The organism is Mammaliicoccus lentus, assembly GCF_002902755.1.
In the GTDB taxonomy this organism is placed as follows: Bacteria; Bacillota; Bacilli; order Staphylococcales; family Staphylococcaceae; genus Mammaliicoccus; species Mammaliicoccus lentus.
This window is the reverse complement of record NZ_PPRS01000005.1, coordinates 30,252-51,148: the sequence shown is the minus strand read 5'-3', so window position 1 is coordinate 51,148 and position 20,897 is coordinate 30,252. Positions and strand designations below refer to the sequence as shown.

21 protein-coding genes are annotated in these 20,897 nt (G+C 31.7%); 8 read left to right on the top strand and 13 right to left on the bottom strand.

Translation table 11 applies throughout. The features are described from left to right. A complete protein-coding gene (gene rpsJ, locus CD135_RS02595; protein ID WP_103268765.1) occupies positions 1–309 on the bottom strand; it encodes a 30S ribosomal protein S10 in 309 nt (102 codons plus the stop codon). A 313-nt stretch (positions 310–622) separates the two neighbouring features. Here rpsJ and CD135_RS02590 point away from each other — a divergent pair, with 313 nt between their 5' ends. Next, positions 623–991 (top strand): hypothetical protein, encoded by a 369-nt coding sequence (locus tag CD135_RS02590; protein ID WP_016998798.1) that lies wholly within the window; start codon positions 623–625, stop codon positions 989–991. A gap of 31 nt (positions 992–1,022) precedes the next feature. Here CD135_RS02590 and CD135_RS02585 read toward each other — a convergent pair whose 3' ends face one another. Continuing rightward, positions 1,023–2,357 (bottom strand): NCS2 family permease, encoded by a 1,335-nt coding sequence (locus CD135_RS02585; protein ID WP_016998797.1) that lies wholly within the window; start codon positions 2,355–2,357, stop codon positions 1,023–1,025. Positions 2,358–2,563: 206 nt separating this feature from the next. Then, the gene (locus CD135_RS02580; protein ID WP_103268764.1) at positions 2,564–4,699 is read right to left on the bottom strand and encodes a DNA topoisomerase III; all 2,136 of its coding nucleotides are present in this window, start codon (positions 4,697–4,699) and stop codon (positions 2,564–2,566) included. Positions 4,700–4,842: 143 nt separating this feature from the next. Here CD135_RS02580 and CD135_RS02575 point away from each other — a divergent pair, with 143 nt between their 5' ends. The 3 genes from CD135_RS02575 to CD135_RS02565 all read left to right on the top strand — a co-directional run bounded on the left by CD135_RS02575 (position 4,843) and on the right by CD135_RS02565 (position 7,544). Continuing rightward, a complete protein-coding gene (locus CD135_RS02575; RefSeq protein WP_103268763.1) occupies positions 4,843–5,709 on the top strand; it encodes a GNAT family N-acetyltransferase in 867 nt (288 codons plus the stop codon). Positions 5,710–5,873: 164 nt separating this feature from the next. Then, on the top strand, positions 5,874–6,731 hold the full coding sequence (locus CD135_RS02570) for a GRP family sugar transporter (RefSeq protein WP_016998794.1): 858 nt from the start codon (positions 5,874–5,876) through the stop codon (positions 6,729–6,731). A 27-nt stretch (positions 6,732–6,758) separates the two neighbouring features. Next, a complete protein-coding gene (locus CD135_RS02565) occupies positions 6,759–7,544 on the top strand; it encodes a glucose 1-dehydrogenase (protein WP_103268762.1) in 786 nt (261 codons plus the stop codon). An 87-nt stretch (positions 7,545–7,631) separates the two neighbouring features. Here the strand turns inward: CD135_RS02565 and CD135_RS02560 are convergent, their stop codons facing one another. Together CD135_RS02560 and ybaK are read right to left on the bottom strand one after the other, a co-directional pair. Further along, the gene (locus CD135_RS02560) at positions 7,632–8,543 is read right to left on the bottom strand and encodes an AEC family transporter (RefSeq protein ID WP_103268761.1); all 912 of its coding nucleotides are present in this window, start codon (positions 8,541–8,543) and stop codon (positions 7,632–7,634) included. Positions 8,544–8,646: 103 nt separating this feature from the next. Beyond that, positions 8,647–9,129, bottom strand: a complete 483-nt coding sequence (gene ybaK, locus CD135_RS02555; RefSeq protein ID WP_016998791.1) for a Cys-tRNA(Pro) deacylase — start codon at positions 9,127–9,129, stop codon at positions 8,647–8,649. A gap of 50 nt (positions 9,130–9,179) precedes the next feature. Between ybaK and CD135_RS02550 the strand changes: the two genes are divergently transcribed. Both CD135_RS02550 and mspA read left to right on the top strand, forming a co-directional pair. Then, the gene (locus CD135_RS02550) at positions 9,180–9,347 is read left to right on the top strand and encodes an SE1832 family protein (RefSeq protein WP_016998790.1); all 168 of its coding nucleotides are present in this window, start codon (positions 9,180–9,182) and stop codon (positions 9,345–9,347) included. A 15-nt stretch (positions 9,348–9,362) separates the two neighbouring features. Next, complete coding sequence (gene mspA / locus CD135_RS02545) at positions 9,363–9,683, top strand: membrane stabilizing protein MspA (protein ID WP_016998789.1); 321 nt, start codon at positions 9,363–9,365, stop codon at positions 9,681–9,683. Between the two features lie 51 nt (positions 9,684–9,734). Here the strand turns inward: mspA and CD135_RS02540 are convergent, their stop codons facing one another. From CD135_RS02540 to CD135_RS02530, 3 genes are all read right to left on the bottom strand, one after another. Continuing rightward, positions 9,735–10,892, bottom strand: a complete 1,158-nt coding sequence (locus tag CD135_RS02540; RefSeq protein ID WP_103268760.1) for an aminotransferase class I/II-fold pyridoxal phosphate-dependent enzyme — start codon at positions 10,890–10,892, stop codon at positions 9,735–9,737. A gap of 195 nt (positions 10,893–11,087) precedes the next feature. Continuing rightward, the gene (locus tag CD135_RS02535; RefSeq protein ID WP_103268759.1) at positions 11,088–14,261 is read right to left on the bottom strand and encodes an efflux RND transporter permease subunit; all 3,174 of its coding nucleotides are present in this window, start codon (positions 14,259–14,261) and stop codon (positions 11,088–11,090) included. A 116-nt stretch (positions 14,262–14,377) separates the two neighbouring features. Continuing rightward, positions 14,378–15,628, bottom strand: a complete 1,251-nt coding sequence (locus tag CD135_RS02530; protein ID WP_026023597.1) for a lipid II:glycine glycyltransferase FemX — start codon at positions 15,626–15,628, stop codon at positions 14,378–14,380. A 129-nt stretch (positions 15,629–15,757) separates the two neighbouring features. Here CD135_RS02530 and CD135_RS02525 point away from each other — a divergent pair, with 129 nt between their 5' ends. Continuing rightward, positions 15,758–16,015 (top strand): hypothetical protein, encoded by a 258-nt coding sequence (locus tag CD135_RS02525; RefSeq protein ID WP_016998785.1) that lies wholly within the window; start codon positions 15,758–15,760, stop codon positions 16,013–16,015. A 91-nt stretch (positions 16,016–16,106) separates the two neighbouring features. Here the strand turns inward: CD135_RS02525 and CD135_RS02520 are convergent, their stop codons facing one another. After that, positions 16,107–17,306 (bottom strand): putative multidrug effflux MFS transporter TcaB, encoded by a 1,200-nt coding sequence (locus tag CD135_RS02520; protein ID WP_016998784.1) that lies wholly within the window; start codon positions 17,304–17,306, stop codon positions 16,107–16,109. 150 nt (positions 17,307–17,456) lie between these two features. Between CD135_RS02520 and CD135_RS02515 the strand changes: the two genes are divergently transcribed. Continuing rightward, on the top strand, positions 17,457–18,497 hold the full coding sequence (locus CD135_RS02515) for an SDR family oxidoreductase (RefSeq protein ID WP_103268758.1): 1,041 nt from the start codon (positions 17,457–17,459) through the stop codon (positions 18,495–18,497). Positions 18,498–18,565: 68 nt separating this feature from the next. On the opposite strand, the gene moaA is transcribed toward CD135_RS02515, so the two are convergent. Genes moaA through CD135_RS02495 form a run of 4 tightly spaced genes read right to left on the bottom strand, consistent with a single transcriptional unit; the run spans position 18,566 to position 20,895 of the window. Then, complete coding sequence (moaA, locus tag CD135_RS02510; protein WP_103268757.1) at positions 18,566–19,588, bottom strand: GTP 3',8-cyclase MoaA; 1,023 nt, start codon at positions 19,586–19,588, stop codon at positions 18,566–18,568. A 26-nt stretch (positions 19,589–19,614) separates the two neighbouring features. Continuing rightward, positions 19,615–20,205 (bottom strand): molybdenum cofactor guanylyltransferase MobA, encoded by a 591-nt coding sequence (gene mobA / locus CD135_RS02505; protein WP_103268756.1) that lies wholly within the window; start codon positions 20,203–20,205, stop codon positions 19,615–19,617. A 7-nt stretch (positions 20,206–20,212) separates the two neighbouring features. Then, entirely contained in the window at positions 20,213–20,446 is a 234-nt protein-coding gene (gene moaD, locus CD135_RS02500; RefSeq protein WP_016998780.1) for a molybdopterin converting factor subunit 1, read from the bottom strand. Between the two features lie 2 nt (positions 20,447–20,448). Then, complete coding sequence (locus CD135_RS02495) at positions 20,449–20,895, bottom strand: molybdenum cofactor biosynthesis protein MoaE (RefSeq protein ID WP_103268784.1); 447 nt, start codon at positions 20,893–20,895, stop codon at positions 20,449–20,451. Positions 20,896–20,897 lie beyond the last annotated feature (2 nt).

Below are 20,897 nucleotides of genomic sequence, written 5' to 3'. Positions count from 1 at the left end.
TTATAATTTGATTTCGATGTCTACACCAGATGGTAAGTTTAAGCCCATAAGAGCATCAACTGTTTTAGGTGTAGGGTTAAGAATGTCGATTAAACGTTTATGCGTACGTTGTTCGAATTGCTCACGTGAATCTTTGTATTTGTGAACGGCACGGATTACTGTATAAACTGATTTTTCAGTTGGTAACGGAATCGGACCAGACACTTGAGCTCCTGAACGTTTAGCAGTTTCAATAATTTTCTCTGCTGATTGATCGATCATGCGGTGATCATACGCTTTTAAACGGATACGAATTTTTTGTTTTGCCATAATTTTCCCTCCTTGTTCGTCTACTTTATAGTGATAGACTTCTCCACGAAAACTCTCTTACACACCGCCATGGCAAAGCGGCCGGGTGTGTCAGTAACCTCTCGCTTCATCGCTTCTTAAAGTCCAACATTAGATATGATACATGATTTGCATCCATTAATCAATAGATAATCATATATTTCTCTAAGTTTTATCTAGCACATACCCATGTATTATAACGGAATTCTTTTACCTTTTCAATAGATAATTTAAAATAGATAATTTGTAATCTAAATGTTATAATGTAAAAAGTATTTTAACAGGTGGTGAAAACATGAAAAGAGGAATCAAGTCAGTATTACTTGTTCTTTCTATTATATTGGTAATTTCTGAACTTTTATTAGCTATTCCTTTTATAGGTGGGAGCATTGTTCTTTCAACTGGTTATAATGCCCTTGTATTTAATGGTTCTTTATATTTCATATCTACATTGATATTGTTAATAGATAATCAAAATTCTGTCAAAGCTATTTTTGTCATACCTTTAATAGGATTAATTGCGAGTTTTATTTCTATCATTCCCGTTGTTGGATGGTTATTACACATATTAATGGTCGTATTAATGGTTATTTTCTTATTTACAATTATAATAGCCCCTGTGTACATTCCATCTAAATCGTTCAAAACTACTTATAAAGATTGAAAAAGTCACGCGCTTATGCACGTGACTTTTTTTATGAATGAACAAACATGAAATATGCTACGAATACAAAGAATAAACCATACATTATAGGATGTATTTCTTTGTGTCTCTTTGCAACTATCATAGTAATAGGATAGAAAATAAATCCGCATGCTATACCTGTCGCAATTGAATAAGTTAATGGCATCATAATCATAGTTAAAAATGCCGGTACTGCTATTTCGAATTTCTGCCAATCAATTTTACCTAGGTTGCTTACCATTAACACACCAACAATAACTAATGCCGGTGCTGTTACAGCACTTGTAACAACTGACATTAATGGAGAGAATAATAACGCAGCTAAGAAACAAAGACCGGTTACTACGCTTGCAAAACCTGTTCTTGCACCTACAGCAACACCTGCGCTTGATTCGATATAGCTTGTAGTTGTAGATGTACCGAAAATAGCCCCTACTATAGTAGCTAATGAATCTGAGAATAGTGCTTTTCCAGCTCTAGGTAACTTATTATCTTTCATTAAACCTGCTTGGTTTGCTACTGCAACTAATGTACCTGCTGTATCAAAGAAATCAATAAATAAGAAAGTTAATACAACGATTAAGAATTGCACATTAAATATAGTAGATAAATCTCCAAAAGCTTCAAATGCTGCACCGAATGTTGGTGCAACACTTGGCACTTTACCTACCACGCTACTTGGCATGTCGATTAAGCCTGTTACTAATCCACCAACTGCCGTTAATACCATACCAATAAAAATAGATCCTGGAATTTTTTTCGCCATCAATATAATAGTGATGATAATCCCGAATACTGCTAATAATACTTCTGGATTGTGCATTGTACCTAAAGTTACTAAAGTAGAATCTTCTTTTTGAACAATACCTGCTCCTTGTAAACCTACAAATGTTATAAATAAACCTATACCTGCTGAAACTGCCATCTTAAGTTCAAACGGTATAGCATTAATGATAACTTCCCTTAACCCACTCATTGTTAGAAAAGCAAATATCACACCTGAAAATAGTACGCCCGTTAATCCTGTTTGCCATGGAATACCCATAGTTAATACTACTGTAAACGCAAAAAATGCATTTAATCCCATACCTGGTGCTAAACCAATTGGGTATTTAGCTATAATTCCCATGAATAAACAACCAACTAACGCTGCTAATGCTGTCGCTACGAATACTGCACCTTGATCCATTCTCATAGAATCAGGTATATTTTCAACACTAGCTAAACTTAACATTGAAGGGTTAACTGCTAATATGTATGCCATTGATAGAAATGTTGTTAGCCCACCTAGTATCTCTCGCTTATAACTTGTTCCTAGCTCATCAAATTTAAAGTATCGTTTCATTTCAAGACTCCTTTATTAATTTCAACACTGTACATTGTATTACTGTAATGTTTAAAAATCAATACTTTTACGAACATTGATTAAAAACATTCACATTATGTTCGTATTTGTGACTAGAAAGCAATTTGAATCGTAATTCCTTCATTATATATAAATAAAAAACATCAACAATGATATTTCGTACGTAACATTGTTGATGTTTAATTTTATAATTTTAAATCTTTTAAGGCATCTTTAAATGGATTGTTTTCAACTTCTTCATTTTTCATATATTTGTTCATTTCTTTTTTACTGATTTTACCTGTCTTTTTATTTTTAAGTCTTTTATCCATGTGTTCTTGTGATTCAGTATGTCCACATACACAACGATACACTGCCGTTTTTCCTGTACCATATAACGTAAGTTTCTTCTTACAGTTTGGACATCTAGCATTTGTAACTCTTTGCTGATTTTTCTTCGTTTTACAGGTAGGGTCCTGGCAAACTAACATTTGGCCATTTTTCGTTTTAACTTTTAACATAAATTTTCCACACGTAGGACATTCTGTAGTCGTTAAATTATCATGCTTAAATTTGTCATCGCTATTTTTTATATCAGAGATAATCTCTTTCGTAAAACTTCTCATCTCTTTCATAAAAGCTTCTTTTTGATACTGACCTTTTTCAATTTGTGTGAGTTTCATTTCCCATTCAGCAGTTAATGCTGGAGATGTTAGTTGCTCAGGTGCTAAGTTTAACAATTGTTTGCCTTTAGGTGTTATTTTAATTTTACCTTGTACAGATTCTATAACATTAGAACTATATAACTTTTCGATAATATCTGCTCTTGTAGCTACAGTACCTATTCCACCAGTTTCATTTAATGTTTTAGACATTTTCTTATCATTCAAGTTAAAGAATAATTGTGGTGATTCCATAGCTTTTAATAATGTTCCTTCATTAAAGTAAGCTGGTGGCTCTGTATCTTTTCCAATGACATTTACTTTTTGGATGACCACTTGTTCGTGTTCCTTAAATGGTAATGCTTTAACAACCGCTTCTTCTTGATGAATTGCTTTAAAACCTAAATCAATTGCTACTTCTTGAACCAATTTAAAAGTCTCACCTTCTACAGTTAAATCAACAGTTGTTTCTTCATATTGATATGGTGGAAGTAATACTTCTAAAAATCGCTCAGCCACTAGCATATATATTTTTTGTTCTCTCGGTGATAATTGATCCATATTTGCTCTAACTTCTGTTGGAACAATTGCGTGATGATCCGATACTTTTGTATTATCAACAAAATGTTTCCCTGCATGTATTTCTTTTTTAATTAACGGTACAGCATATGATTTTAATGGTGTAGCAGTTAAAGTAGATACCCTATCTTTTAATGATGAGACCATATCACTTGTTAAATAGTTTGAGTCTGTTCTTGGATAAGTTAAAACTTTATGTTGTTCGTATAAAGTTTGCATAGTGTTTAACGTTTCCTTAGCACTCATCTTATAGCGTTGGTAAGCTGTTTGTTGAAGGCTAGTTAAATCGTATAATTTTTGAGGGTGTTTAGTTTTCTTCTTTTTATTAACTTTTTTAATTTCGCCTTTTTTATTTTGTAATTTATTTTTCAAGCTTTCGATTTTTTCTTTATCAAAAATTCGGTCACTATTTTGTGTAAGCCATTTGAATTTATAACCATCCACTTCAACGTTCATCTGATAATATCTTTCAGGTTTAAATGACTGTATTTCGTCTTGTCTCATCTTAACAAGATTCAATGTTGGTGTTTGCACTCTACCACAAGATAATTGTGCATCGTATTTAGTAGTTAGTGCTCGTGTTGCGTTTATTCCAACAATCCAGTCCGCTTCACTTCTACATAATGCTGCTTTATATAAATTGTCATATGCTTTACCAGGTTTTAAATTTTTGAATCCTTCTCTAATTGCCTTTTCAGTAACTGAGCTAATCCATAATCTTTTTATTGGTTTCTTTATTTTAGCTTTTTCGATAATCAATCTTGCTACTAACTCACCTTCTCGCCCCGCGTCAGTTGCAATGATTATTGATTGAACGTCATCACGTTTCATTAAATGTTGTACAGTATTAAACTGACTGCGCGTCTTTTTAATAACAACATGTTTCATATAATCAGGGATAATAGGAAGTTCACTTAATTTCCATTCTTTAAATTTCTTATCATATTCCTCTGGTGTTGCATTCGTAACTAAATGACCTAACGCCCATGTCACAATATATTGTTTGTTCTCGAAATAACCTTTCTTTTGATCATTAACGCCCATTGCTTTAGCAATGTCACGACCAACAGATGGTTTTTCAGCAAGAATTAATGCTTTCATAATTATTTCACCCATTCTTTTTTCATTCTTATTAGTATAACACGGATGATTATCCATCTAAAGTTATCAAAAACTTTTATAACAAGACAATTAATCGTATAATAGATTATAAATAATCGATGTCCATTAAAGGAGTGACTTTCATGCAAATACTTCCACTTAAGCAAATCGATCCTGTCGCCCAGTATATACAAGAGAAAAACATTCAAGATGAAAATCATGTACAATATATTCCAGAACGTATTGATAGTATTAAGTCATCTTTAAATAACAAATTTGATGAACAATCTTTTTTCTATCTTTACAATAATGAAGAAATAACCGGGATTCTAGGTTTCGAAAAAGTAGATAAAGAAACTGTAAATGTATGGGGCCCTATCGTAAATGACACTTCTGAAAAAACTTTACAATCATTAAAAGAAGCTTGGGATATGCTTTTAAATAATCATCCAGAAGTTAAATATTGTCACATATCTTTACATAAAAACCACATACTCAACAATAGTAAGTTGAAAGCATTGCGAGCAGGCTATGTTGAAACACAATATACACTTGAAATACACCAGCCCCCTCACGAAATAGAGGAACAACATCAAATGATTCATTACAGTAAACCATATTTTTATTCGTTCGATAAACTTCATTCTAAAAGTTTCATAGATAGTGAAGTAACTTCTGAAGATATAATAGACTCTTTAGATGATAACCACGCTTTATATTTATTTATGGCGGAAGGTCTCGTAAAAGGATACATTTATCTTTCAATAGATATACCAGAACACTTGGCAACTATTCCTTACCTTGCTTCACATAGAGATTACAGAAAACAAGGCATCGCTTTTCAAATGATTCATTATGCTACAACTCAAGCTTTCAATCATAATGAAGTTGAAACAGTACGCATTCATGTTGACAGTAAAAACTACGAACAAATACAGCTTCTATATGAGAAAGTTGGATTTAAAATTACAAACGAAGTGCATCATTTCAAGTACGTTCGCCTCTCCTAGTCAGGTACTGCCAATATAAAAAAGTCTGGAACATAATCTATGTTCCAGACTTTTTTATTGTAATTTAACATTGTAAGCGATTTATTAAGTTTATTAATTGTTTTGCATATTTAATAATGGGTAAAATGTAAGATGAATTCAATTATAGAAAGCGAGTTGTCCATATGGATTATCTTATAGCTCTGTTACCAGCATTGTTCTGGGGGAGCGTTGTATTAATTAATGTGAAAGTCGGTGGCGGACCTTATAATCAAATTTTAGGTACGACTATCGGTGCATTTATTATAGGTATATTACTCTTCATTTTTGGAGATGTAGAATTTACATTCCGTACTATTATTATAGGGATGATTTCCGGTGCCTTCTGGGCTTTAGGACAAGGATTCCAATTGCGGAGTGTTGATTTAATTGGTGTTTCTTTAACAATGCCAATATCTACAGGTTTACAACTATTGGGTACAACATTATTTAGTGCCGCATTCTTAGGTGAATGGGATACTGGCACACAAGTTGCACTTGGATTAACAGGATTAGTTCTTTTAATCATCGGTGTTATTTTTACTTCTGTGCAGAAGAAAGGTTCAACTAGCAGTGGTAATTCTAAAAAATTCGGCCAAGCAATACCGATTTTACTTATTTCAACTGTTGGTTATGTAGTTTACGTTGTAATCGGCCAAGTATTTGGCGTAGAAGGATGGGATGCTTTATTCCCTCAATCTATAGGTATGGTTATCGGTGGTGTGATTTTATCATTTAAACATAAGCCATCCGTTAAATATACAACTTTTAATTTATTACCAGGTATAGTATGGGCATTAGGTAACATGTTCCTATTTATCTCTCAACCAAAAGTTGGGGTTGGAACAAGTTTCTCATTCTCACAAATGTTAGTTATCGTCTCCACTTTAGGGGGTATATTCTTATTAGGCGAACAAAAAACAAAACGCCAAATGACTTTCATTTGGATTGGTATAGTTCTCATAATTATCGCAGCATTTATTATAGGTTTTGCTAAAGGATAATTAAATTAAAGAGAAGGAGTGTTTAATATGTATAATGATTTAAAAGATAAAGTCGTTATCATTACAGGAGGTAATAGCGGTATAGGTAAAGCAACTTCAGAACGTTTTGGAAAAGAAGGCGCTAATGTCGTTGTTAACTATCTTAACAATTCAGAAGAAGCAGAAGAAGTTGTAAAAACTATTCAAGATTCAGGCAGCAAAGCAATTGCTGTTCAAGGTGATGTATCTAAAGAAGAAGATATTAAAAACTTAATACAAAAAGCTCACGAAGAATTTGGCCGAATAGATGTTATGATTAATAATGCTGGTTTTGAAAAGCCTATACCAACACACGAAATGAGTACAGAAGAATGGTCTAAAGTAATAGATATCAACTTAACTGGTGCTTTCTTAGGTAGTAGAGAAGCGGTCAAATATTATTTAGAACATGATATTAAAGGACAAATTATTAACACAGCAAGTGTTCATGATAAAATTCCATGGCCAAACTACGTTAACTACGCTGCAAGTAAAGGCGGTTTAAAATTAATGATGGAAACAATGTCAATGGAATACGGTAAATACGGTATTAGAATTAATAACGTTTCACCAGGTGCTATTGTTACAGAACATACACGTGAAAAATTTTCGGATCCCACTACAAGAGATGAAACATTAGAAATGATACCATTAAATGAAATTGGTGAAGCATATCAAGTAGCCAACATTAATGCATTCTTAGCATCTGAACAAGCAAGCTATGTACACGGTACAACTATTTATGTAGATGGCGGAATGACTAACTACCCAGCATTTATGGGTGGTAAAGGTTAATATATAAATGCTCCTAACTCGTTAGATTTTTAATTAACGAATTAGGAGCATTTTTTTCTTGAATTATTTATGTCTCATACGCTTTTTCTATACAAATAATAACTGATACATATATAAAATCACAATTGAAATAATAATACTTAGATTAGTGGCCATACCGACAATAGGCAACGTTTTATATTTGAAAGTAATAGCGTATGAAAGCACTGATACACCTATCGGCAACAACCAGCCAATTAATAATGTTGTTTTAATCATTGGATCAGAAACTGGTAAGAAGAAATGGACAAGTAGTCCCATTAATAGACCGAACCCATAATGGAATAATAAATATTTAACAACGATTGGTAAATATGCCTTTTCAATTTTGAAGTTAAGAAATAAGCCTAATAATATCATAGACAATGGCATATTAGCGTTGGATATAATTTCAAAGAAGTTTATCGCTTTTCCTGGTATTTGTATGTTTAATATGTTTAAAATGAACATAATAATATAAGTCATTAGAGGCACAGTTTTTAATAATTTTACGCCCATTTGTTTGAAATCAAATTGGTCTCCACCATCATTAAAGTAACTGCCTACAAAATAAGTTACTCCAAACATAATAATCGCCGTACCGATATCTAGCATACCAAAATATAATAACCCTGTTTTAGGCCATATTTGTGCCACCAACGGATAAGCAAATAAGCCGATATTTACAGAAGCGGCCATCATCCCTACTGTACCTCTTATTTGATTATTATATTTTTTCTTGAATAACCATATAATAAGTAATTTAGCTAAAACACCGTATAAAATCATTAATGTAGGTAGCCAACCTAAAGATAAGTCCAAGTCTGAACCGTTCAAATTGACGATAACTAATGATGGTAAAGTTACGTTTAGTACTAGTGTAGCTAATACATTACCATCTGAAGCTTTAAAGAATTTCAACTTTTTAAGTATGTACCCTAATGTAATCAATAAGATTATCATTATGAAATTTTCAGTCATTTTATCACTTCTCTCGTAAAACTCACATTTTTATATGTTAACATTGTTTAATTTTTATGCACACTTTTTGTTTGAAATTCTTTTTAATTATACTAAAATTAATTTAGTTATGTTTTAATATATCATGAAACTCAATATCAATTATACTTGCTAAGTCATTTGGGTCTATTTCAACTTGATACCCTCTCTTACCAGCACTTATAATAAAACTTGATAAAGACTGAGCACTGTCATCAATAATTGTTTTGAAAGATTTTTTCATACCAATTGGAGAACAACCGCCTCTTACATACCCTGTTACTTTTGTAAGTTGATCAAGTGGTAGTAATTCAAGCTTTTTCTGTCCAACAGACTTACTTGCTTTCTTAATATCTAAATGTTCAACTACTGGTATTACAAAAATATAATGCTCATTTTTATCATTCATTAGAACTAATGTTTTATACACTTGCTCTACTGGTTTTTGTATAAGTTTTGCAACTTGATCCCCTTCAATATGTTCTTTCCCTATTTTAAATTCGTGGATATGATAAAATATATTGTGTTGATCAAGTATACGCATAGCATTCGTTTTTAATTTTTTCATCTTTGTCACCAACTTTAATTCATTCAATAATATAAAGGAGTGTTTCAATTATGGATTTAAACCAACAATTGTCTGAACTTAAATATGATTATATTCGTATTCAAAATGATTTAGAAAAGCGAGAATCTACAGGTCAAGCAACTCAAATGTTAGAAAAGCAACTCGAACAAATTGAGGATGAAATTAGTAAAGTACGTGCTCAATTAAATCAAGATTAACGAAAGGAAGCAACCATGTTAATTTTAATTCTTTTATTATTCACACTTATTTATCTTATCATAAGCTATTTAAGTATTTATCAACTTCATACGATGTTAACTCAAGCTTTACGTTTTATCATGGGACTTATGTTATTAGTCTTTTTAGGAAGTATGATATTTACTTTTCCACTTCAATACTGGTGGTTACTAGCTGTATTGCTATGCTTAGTTTTAAATATAGAAATTACAGCATTTAAATATCGTGTGAAAGATAAAAAAGGTATTCAATTACTTAATTTAATGACAATTTTCATTCTCATTATTTATGTTATTTTAATATTTATTATTTTTTAATTAATGTCGAAAGAGTCCGGGCCATAAATAATTGTTCTGGACTCTTTTTTATTAATATAAATCCGCTAAGCTTTGTAATCTTTTCGCACCTTCATATAATTGTTCATCATCCAAGGCTAATGATATTCTTACATGATATTTACCATTTTCTCCAAATGGAATGCCAGGTGCTACTAAAATCGATTGTTCTTTAAGTAAATATTCTACAAAAGATTCACCATCAAACTTCGGTGGAACTTTTAACCATAAAAATATACCACCTTTCATCGGCTCAAATGGTATATTCACTTCATTTAAAGCAGCTTCAAACTTTGTTCTTCTTTCTTTAAATATTTCGTTTTGTTCATTTAAAAAGTCATCACATTCATTTAATGCCAATGTGCTTGCATCTTGTAATGCACCAAACATACCAGCATGTGTGTGAGTTTGATATTTTTTTAGCGCTGCTATCATCTCTTTATTCCCCACTGCAAAACCTACTCTATAACCAGACATATTAAAACCTTTAGATAGTGAATATATTTCAATTGCAGTTTCTTTAGCATCTTTAGATTGCAAAATGCTCGGATTCTTTTCATCAAATCCAAAAGCACTATAAGCAAAATCATGCACAATTTGAGTGGACGTGTCTTTAAACCTTTGAATTGTTTCATCAAAGAATGAAGTTGTAGCTACTGAACCAGTGGGATTATTTGGATAAGTTAAATAAATTAATGTTGTATTTTTTAAAATGTCCTGATTTACTTCATCCCATTTAGGTAAGTAATGATGTTCAGGCTTTAACTCCAGCGGATAAGGATTGGCTCTCGCTAATAAAACACCAGCTAAATAGTCTGTATATCCTGGATCGGGTAATAGGACATTTTCATCAGGTTCTACTACGCAAGTTGGTAATGAGACTAAACCATTTTTAGTACCGTATAATATACACACTTCATCTTCTGGATCTAATTCAACATCGTAATGCCTCTTATAAAAATCTACTATTGCTTGTTTAAATGTCGATTTCCCGTGAAAAGCTCCATATTTTTGATTTTCCGGTTTTTGAATCGCATTAATAAATTCGTCAACGATCACTTTAGGTGTTTCCCCATCTGGAATACCTACTGCCATGTTAACAAGTGGTAACGGTCCGTGTTCAACTTTGCGCCCCATCGTCTTACCAAAATAACTATCAGGTATTTGAGACAATAATCGAGATGTTCCCATTATAACGACTCCTTATCAAATAAATTCGAATAAATACTATATGAATATATTCTATCAGAGTATATATATCACACAAGCTTTAGCTGATTAATTTACTAAGAATTATATCATTTTATTTAAAAATTAAAAAATCAGAGGAAAACTCTTAATAATAAGAATTACCTCTGATTAATTTCTAATGACTATATAAAATATTTATTCTACCCTTTCACTTGGGTTTTTAAATATTTTCTTTTTAAATTTCATAATGATTTCATATGAAATTGGTACAACTAATAATGTTAATATCGTAGATGAAACAAGTCCACCTATAACAGTTATAGCTAATGCTTTAGATATCAGTACAGAACTTCCACCACCGAATAACAACGGTACTAAAGCACCAATTGTAGCAATGGCTGTCATTAATATCGGACGTAAACGTGTTCCTGCTGCTTCAATTAAAGCTTCTCGTGTTGACATACCGCTTTGTTCCATATTAATAACTCTATCTATTAATACAATCGCATTGGTTACAACGATACCAATAAGCATTAACATACCAATCATACTTGGAACTGAAATTGTTTCTTGCGTAATTAACAATCCAGCTACTACACCAATAATAGATACTGGTAATGAGAATAGTATCGCAAATGGTGCTAATCCACCTTTAAATGTTAAGACAATAACTAAGTAAACGATTAATATCGCAGCTGCCATTGCCAACACTAATTGTTCTATTGCTTCATTAATATCATCATTGGTACCACCTACGTTTACATCTACATCATTAGGTTTATCCAATTTAGATACTTTTTGATTAACATCAGATGTTACTTTGGCAACATCGTCTGCAGTAATTTTTGCATCTACTGAAACGGATATTTTATCATTTTCTCTCGTAATTGTATCAGGTGAAGTTGTTTTCTTAAGTGATGCTATCTCACTCAATTTAATGTCTTTACCTAATGGTGTCGTTAATTTTGTATTTTTTAATTTGTCTTCTGACCAGTCTGTTTTTTCATCCTTAGTCAATTTCACATCTATAGATTTACCATCGTCATTTAATTTTGTAACGACTTTATCTTGTGTTGTTTGATTAAGTGTCATTGCAATTTGACCAGCTGATAAGCCGAGTTTCGTTGCTTTATTTTGGTCTACTTCAATATCATACTGTTCATATGATTCAGAAAGGTTTGAACTTACGTTTTCAACTCCACTTACTTTAGCAATTTCTTTTTCTACACTTTTAACTGTATCTTCTATTGCTTCAGTTGATGGTCCAGAAACTTTAACAGATACTTCGTTTGCTGTACCGCCTGTAGAAAAGTCTTGTTGTTTCCATTCTCCTTTATGATCAAATGTTCCAATGTGATCCATTACTTTTTTACCAACATTGTCCCAATTTGGAGTATCTTTATCATATTTCACCATTAAAGCCATATCATTTTGAGCTGACGGATTGAATGGATTTTCTCCACCGACGCTATATTGAACAAAGTCTACATTTTTATCTTTTGATAAATATTTTTCTGCCTGCTCACCATTTTTAACAACTTGTTCTTCTTTTTCACCAGGTGAAGGTTTATAAGTTAGTGCTAACATCTTGTCTTCACCAGTATCTATAAATGATTTCCCAATATACGGAGTAAATACTAAAACGATACTCGCTACGACAAGTATAAGACTTAGTAATATAACAAGCCACTTATGATTTAAGTTCCATTTTAATACATTTTTATATTTACCAGCTAACCAATTGCCTTTTTCTTTTTTGCGTTTTTTAATACCATTTTTAAAGAATATGTGTGATAACACTGGTACTATCGTTAACGCGATTAGTAATGAAGCAAGTAAACTAAATGCTACTGCTAAAGCAAATGGTCTAAACATCTCACCGATTTGACCAGTTACAAATGCTAATGGTAAGAATACTACAATTGTAACGATAGTAGATGACATAATTGGAATAAACATTTCTTTAGTTGCACTCGTGATTAATTTTCCACCAGTTAACTTTTCAGCGCTATCCGTCATCCGTCGATAAATATTCTCTATAACGACAATCGAATCGTCAATTACACGACCTATCGCTACTGTTAAGGCACCTAATGTTAAAATATTAAGTGAAACATCTAACGCCTTTAACCCTATTAAGGCCATTAGTAATGACATTGGTATTGATACCATTGCTATAATTGTTGATTTCAAGTCTCTTAAGAAGAAGAGTATGATGATTACGGCTACAATTGAACCTATCAACGCTTTTTCAACCATTGTAGATACAGAGTCTTTAATAGTTGAAGCTGTTTCCATTAATTGTACTGATTCAATATTTTTATGATCTTTCTTATAAGCTTCAACTTCTTTATCTACATTATCTACTACATCCACTAAATTGGCATCCGTAGCTTTTGTAACTTGTAACGCAAGGGCATTTTTGCCGTTAGTTTTTGAAATTGAATCTCGTTTCTTTTCTTTTTTAACATCAGCAATGTCTGACAGTTTTACTGTTGGAATACTTTGCGATGCTTCAGAACTTTCTTCATCGCCTTGCCCTGCTTGCTGTGCTTGACTTGCCTGTTCTGCTTGACTAGCGCCTCCTTGACTAGCTTGCTGGTCTCCACCACTCGAAGCGCCGCCAGTCATTGGAATTTCTAAATCTCTTAATGCTTTAATTGATGTGAAACGACCATCGACTACTATAGATTTCAAGTCATCTCCGAAAGTATATAACCCTAATGGCGATTCTTTTGTAGCACCATCGATATATTGAAGAACTTCATCTTCTGACAAACCTCGTTTAGTAAGTTCATTTTGATTAAATTCTAAGTTAACTTCTTCCAATGTTTGTCCTGATAAAGACACACTTTCAACTCCATCAACTTTTTCAAGCTTAGGAATTAAATCTGATTCCATTTGTTTTGTAACTTTTTCTAAATTATCATTTTTATCAGAAATTGAATAACTGACTACAGGGAATGAGTACATAGACATTCTACTCATGTCTGGGTCTTGAACGCCTTCAGGTAAATCAAGTTCCTCTAATTTCTTTCTTAATTCTGTTTCTGCTTCATCCATGTCTGTTTGGTATGTATATTCTAATGTGATGGCAGATGCATTTTCTAACGATTGACTCGTTACATTTTCTACACCTTCTAAGTTTTGTACTTGTTTTTCTACAGGTTCTGTTACATTATCAAGTACACTTTCGGGTGTAGCACCAGGATATGGCGTTGTGACTGTAATAACGGGTGTTGTTACATCCGGTAATAACTCAAGTTTCATTTTAAAAGCTGAATATACGCCACCCAATAATATAATAATTGTCATTAACAAAATGGCAAATTTATTATTGAGTGAGAACTTTATCATTTTTTGAACCACTCGTTTTCCCCCTATTTATCTTTTCTTAACTCATTCTATAATATAACGGTCACTATTCATACAACTAACAGAGAATAAAGCACTAAAAATTTTTAATTTTTAGTGCTTTATTAATCTTAATTTCTCTTTATTTTTTTCTCTATTTTTCTCTTATAAGTTGTAACAGCCGGTTTAACCTTTTCTATTGCTGTATAAATTGGTTTATTTAATACATAATCAAATTCACCAATTTTTTCGCTTAAGTATGTTCCCCAAACACGTTTAAATGCCCATAAACCATAATGTTCATGATCTTGGTCTGGGTTATTGTCAGTGCCACCAAAGTCAAACTTAGTTGCACCTTTTTCTTTAGCAAAACGCATCATTTCGATAATCATACGATGGTTCGGTAAAAATTCACGATACTCGTTTGAAGAAGCACCATATAAATAATATGATTTTTTACCACTAAATATAAGAATACCACCTGATAAATAAACGCCATCTGGTTTTTTCTCTTTAAGTTCTTCCATTTCTTGAATGCGTTTTTCATAATTTCCTAGCTTTTCTTCTGCATCTTTTAGTTGGTTTACAACTTTCTTATTTTGACGTTTATTTTCTAGTTTTTCTTTTTCTTCTAATAAAGCGTCACGTTCTTTAAATAAATCTTTAAGAACTTTATCTGGAACAACTTTGACTAAGAATAACTCACAATCTCCATCTGGATGTAAATGGTCATAGATGTTTTCAAAGTATGACAAATCTCTAGTTAAGAAATTATCACGTTCGCCAGTTTCTTCCATGATTTGCGCAAAGATTTTTAAATCGTCTCTATTTCCTATAATTAAATCAGTTCCTCGTTTTAACGAGTTTCTCACACGTGAACGATTACGCTTATCAAAGCTTTGCATTAAATCTTCTTCAGATTGATCTACTTTAGTAATCATCGTCATTCGTGGTTGAATATATGATTTACTTAAACCATCTTCAAAACCTTTATGTTTGAATCCTAAAGAAGTTAAAAATTCTAATACACCTTCTGACTCTTCTACTTCAATATCAGGGTCAATTTTAATCGCATAACTTTTTTCATTTCTAGCTAATTCTTTCGAGAGTTCCAAAAGCATTTTTACAGATTTTTCATCTTTGTAATCTACTACAAAACCTCTTGATATGTAACACAATGTGTAAGGTAATTTTGGTACTTTTTTAAATAACATTTGCGCTACACCAGTAAGTGTTTCACCGTCACCTACAGCAATACGACGAGAATACCAACCTGTAAGCTTTTTGGATTCTGCCCACTTTGTAAGTTGCAACATATCACCATTAGGATGTTGCTTTACAAATTCATCATGTTGCTCATGAGTGATATTCATTTTTTTAATCGCCATTTATAAATCTCCTTTTTATCAATTCGTTTCTTAATTATACAATGAAACGTTCATTAATTTCACGTATTAGCCTTACATTTGTTATACTTAATAAACAAAACCATAAAGTTAGGATTGAAATAAATGAGACAATTATTACTTGTGTTGTTCATTATACTCAATACTATCATGATTGTTACAAGTTTAAACGTTGATATTGAAATCAATTTTTTAAGTTACCGTGTTATACTTGTTGCATTCAGCTTTTTATTGAGCATAGTATTCATCCTTGAAAATGCTAATAAATCCACACTAACTTTAGCAATTTTAAGTGCACTTGTTGCTTTAGGTCATTTATCAATAATTATTCAGAATGTATACCTTAATGTATATTCTAATTAAATTCAAACATCTTGAGTTTTGGTGCTAACCTCTGCTCAGCATAATTCTCCCAATCCACTGGACTGGGAGAATTTAATTATATCTATTAAGTTTAATTAACTTTAAACACTTTTCTATTAATCATGAATAAAATGATTAAAATGAGTGAAACTATGACAATTGTTAATACATATGGTATAACATCGTGTTCTCCTTTTATCCCGACAAGTGGTGTTACAAGTCCTCCAAATGCAAATTGTGATAATCCTAATAAACTAGAAGCACTTCCAGCACCACGTTTATTGTTTGCCATAGCTATTGAAAATCCTGTAGTACCAATTGCAGAAACAGGACTTACTAAAATAAAGAAACCAATCATAAGTATCCAAATTGACCAACTATTTAACAACGTTAGAGATACTATAATAACGCCTATAATTTGTACAAAAGCGAATACTTTCATCAATGTATGTTCATCAAAACGATCAACCAATTTATTAACCAACTGTCCTGAAAATATTAAACCAAGTCCATTAAAAGCAAACATCCAACTAAAAGCAAAAGAGGAAACGCCATATACTGATTGTACGATAAATGGTGATGCTGAAATATAACTAAACAGTAATGCAAAAGTACTACCTTGTATAAATAATGGTAATAAGAATTTTGGATTTTTTAATAATTCTTTAAAGTCTCCTAAAATTTCGCTTATTCTACCCGAAGAACGATTATTTTCAGGTAATGATTCTGTTAATTTATAAAATGATAAGCAGAACATTATCGCTCCAAAAGCTGTCAGTACTAAAAAGACAGTTTTCCAAGTAGAGAATTCAAGTATTATCCCCCCTAGCACAGGTGCTAATATAGGCGCGACACCGTTAACGAGCATTAATACAGCTAAAAATTTAGTTAAAGCCTTTCCGGAATATAAATCACTCGACATTGCCCGGGAAATAACTGCACCTGCTCCGCCGGTAAAACCTTGAACAAATCTTAAAGCCATCACGACATATATATTTGGAGCAAACACACATAATATCGAAGCGATAGTGTAGACAACCAACGCAACCATTAAAGGTTTCTTACGACCAATAAAATCTGACAGTGGTCCTACAAATACTTGTCCTATTGCTAAACCTATCATAAATAATGTTAAAGTAAGCTGTGTATTCGATGTGCTTGTATTAAAATCATTACTTATCTCAGGTAATGCAGGTAAATACATATCAATAGAGAATGGACCAAAAGCAGTTAATAAGCCTAATATAATAATTAAAAATAACGAAGGTTTAGCCTTCTTTTGTTCGATCATAAGACATGCTCCTTTATGTATAATACTTTCTATTATATGCTTTTTAAATTTCAAATATCAATATTATATTTTATTACGATATATAAACGCTTTACTTTCACGAAACCATCATTCAAAATATAGTCAGAAACAAAGTAACGGAGTGAAATAATGAATATATTTTTAACCGGTGCAACAGGCTTTGTAGGTGCTGAATTAATAAAATCACTTGCTAAAGATGCGCACAAGAATTTTTACATTTTATACAGATCTGAACAAAAGAAATTAATGCTATTAAATAAAGTGGAAGAATCATATCATGAAAGAATACATTTTATTTATGGTGATATTACGAATGAAAATTGTAACGTTAGTGAAAATCAAATTAAAGACATACCACAAATAGATAAATTTTATCATTTAGCTGCTTTAGTGAAGTTTAATTTTGAATTAGCTGATGAATTGTTCCAAATTAATTATACGGGTACTCAGCATGCAATAGAATTAGCGAAAAAGCTGAATAGTAAACATTTCCTTTACGTATCCACTGCTTACACAATAGGTGAAAAAGAATTAGCCTATGAAGAACTTCACCCGATAGATGCGCCAACAAACAACCCATATGAAGCTTCTAAAGTACAAGCTGAACATTTAGTCGCTCAGGAAAAAGATATGGCAACATCTATCATAAGACCAGCTATCATTATAGGAGATTCAGTAACTGGAGAAGCAGATTCTAAATTTACATTATATGGATTTATGAAAGCTTTAAAAGTGTTTAAACGAAGAATCACTAATAAAAACATTGAAACTGTATACAGATTATTTGGAGATAGCACACATACTTCTAATTTTGTACCTGTTGATTATGTTGTAGATGTTTTGACGGTGGCTTGTGATTATGCAGAAAATCAAAAAATTTATCATGCAACAAATAATTATCCGCCTTCAAATGATTTTATTTTTGAAACAATAAAAAAACATTTAGACTTTCATCAATTAGAAGTCGCACCTATATCTGAAATTAATACCATTACAGATGAAGAAAGAGTGCTTAATAGTTTTATAGATGTATTTGCACCTTATTTTTCAAAATCCATTAACTTTAACGATGAAAATACAGCATATATGATGAATCAAGCAGGTAAAGACACTTTACAATTAAGTCATGATGCACTAGATATGATTATTCGTGTATATTTTGAAAAATAAAGGTTTCTTTATACAAATGAAACAGCAACCCGTTATTTTAAAATTAACAGGTTGCTGTTTTTTTACGTTTAACCACCAATATAATTCATGTTGATTTTGTTTTTCTTACGTCTCGCCACTGTTGCTTCCGTTCTTTCATCTGAATATTTATCATCTCGAATATTCCATAAATATTTGAGTGTTGATAATATTTCATTATCTGTCTTTCCATCTCGCAATTCAGTTTTTATATCATAACCATTTTTCTCAGCAAAAAGACAACCATAAAATTTTCCATCTGAGGAGATTCTTGCTCTTGTACATGAAGAACAAAATGATGCAGATACACTTGTAATTAATCCAAATTGAGCACCATTATCTTTATGTCGGTAATAAGTCGCGACCTCGCCAAAATAACTTGATTCTACTGGTTCGATTTCAAAATGTTGACCGATTTGTTCTAGCATTTCTTTTTTCGTGACTACTTTATCAAAATTCCAACCATTATCATTTCCTACATCCATAAATTCTATAAATCTTACGACAATATTGTTATTTTTAAAGTATTCTACTAAAGGTATAATTTCTTGATCGTTAATACCTTTTTGTATAACTACGTTTACTTTTACTTTAAAACCTATTTTCTTAGCGTAATCAATTTGTTCAAGTATTTGTGAAGCAGAGATATTACGGTTGTTAATCGATTTAAATAGTTCATTATCTAATGCATCTATGCTGACATTAATCCTTCTTAATCCTGCATCGTATAGATTTTGGCCGTGTTTTTTTAGCAACAAACCATTCGTTGTTAAACCAATATCATTAATACCTTCAATTTCATTAATACCTTGGATTAATTTATACAAATCACGTCTTAAAAGAGGTTCTCCTCCCGTAATTCTTACTTTTTCAACACCAAGGCTACTGTATAATCGAGCTAAACGGATGATTTCGTCAAAACTGAGCAGTTCTTGTTTAGGTAAAAATACAAAGTCATCGCCAAATATTTCTTTTGGCATACAATAATCACATCGAAAATTACAACGATCCGTAACAGATATTCTTAAATCTCTAATTGGTCGTCCTAATTTATCCTTGATTGCTTGATTCATCGTAACGCCCCCTCTACCTACAACAGTTAATGCTCTATTTCTTTCAAATCCTCTTGATAGTTAATATTTTTATACCAATTATGTTGATTATTTATTTCATCCACATCTAACCATTGTGCAGGTCTATTTTCATATATTTCTTTCATTCTATATTGACCTTGATCTAAAGATTGTTTAATTTCACTTTTAACACGATGACTATAAAATGCTAATGTTGGCATTTTAAAACCATTCGCTTCATATCCAGCAATATCTAGCTGTTCCTCCATTACTCGAGATATAAAAAATTGATATAAATAACTGATAGATTTTTCAGTTACCATCGGTGTATCACATGCAATCACAAAATAACATTCGGTATCGTATGATTCCATTACACTGTATATACCGCTTAATGGACCGTTATTTGCATATACTGGTTCATCTACTACAACATCACTATAATCAAATGAATCTTTTAAAGTTTCATTTGTACTTATTACAATTCTCTCGAATAAGTTGGTTTGATTCAAAGTTTTAATAATTTTTTTATAGAATATTTCTCCTTCAATTGTTGCAAAAGCTTTTGGTGAACCAAAACGACTGGATTGTCCTCCAGCTAGAATTATTGCTATCATTTTTCTTTTACCCTCCACTAACTGGTGGAATAAGTGCAACTGTAGCATCACTAGTTATTGTGTCATCATCTTGCACAAACTCCTCATTAACAGCTATTTGAAAAATTTCTCCTTTTAATTCCGGATAATTTTCAAATAAATATTGCTTAAATTCTAACACAGAGTATGTTTTATTGAGCGTAATTTGCTCTTCTTTTTTGTTTAATAATTCTTTTAAATGAGCAAAATACAATACTTTCATAATCAGTCCTCCATTTTAATTGAAGAATGGTATTGTTTTTGGGAACCTTGCCATTCTTCACCATCTTCCCATATCTCTTTTTTCCATATTGGTACAATTTCTTTTATACGCTCTATAGCATATTCATTTGCCGCATATGCATCGTGCCTATGAGGTGAAGAAACACTAATAACAACTGCAATATCAGAAATTTGTAACTCACCAATTCTATGGGCAATTGCAATAATTGTACCTGGCCACTTTTCTTCAATTTCTTCGCCTATTTGAGCCATTTTTTTCTCAGCCATAGGCTTATAAGCTTCATATGCTAAATATTCTGTCTTGATGCCTTTTGTCCATTCTCTCACATGTCCTGTAAATACTACAATAGCTCCTTGTCGTGAGTTTAATGTCCATTCTCTATATTTTTCTGGATTTATTGGTTCAGAGACAATTTCAAATTGTTTCATAA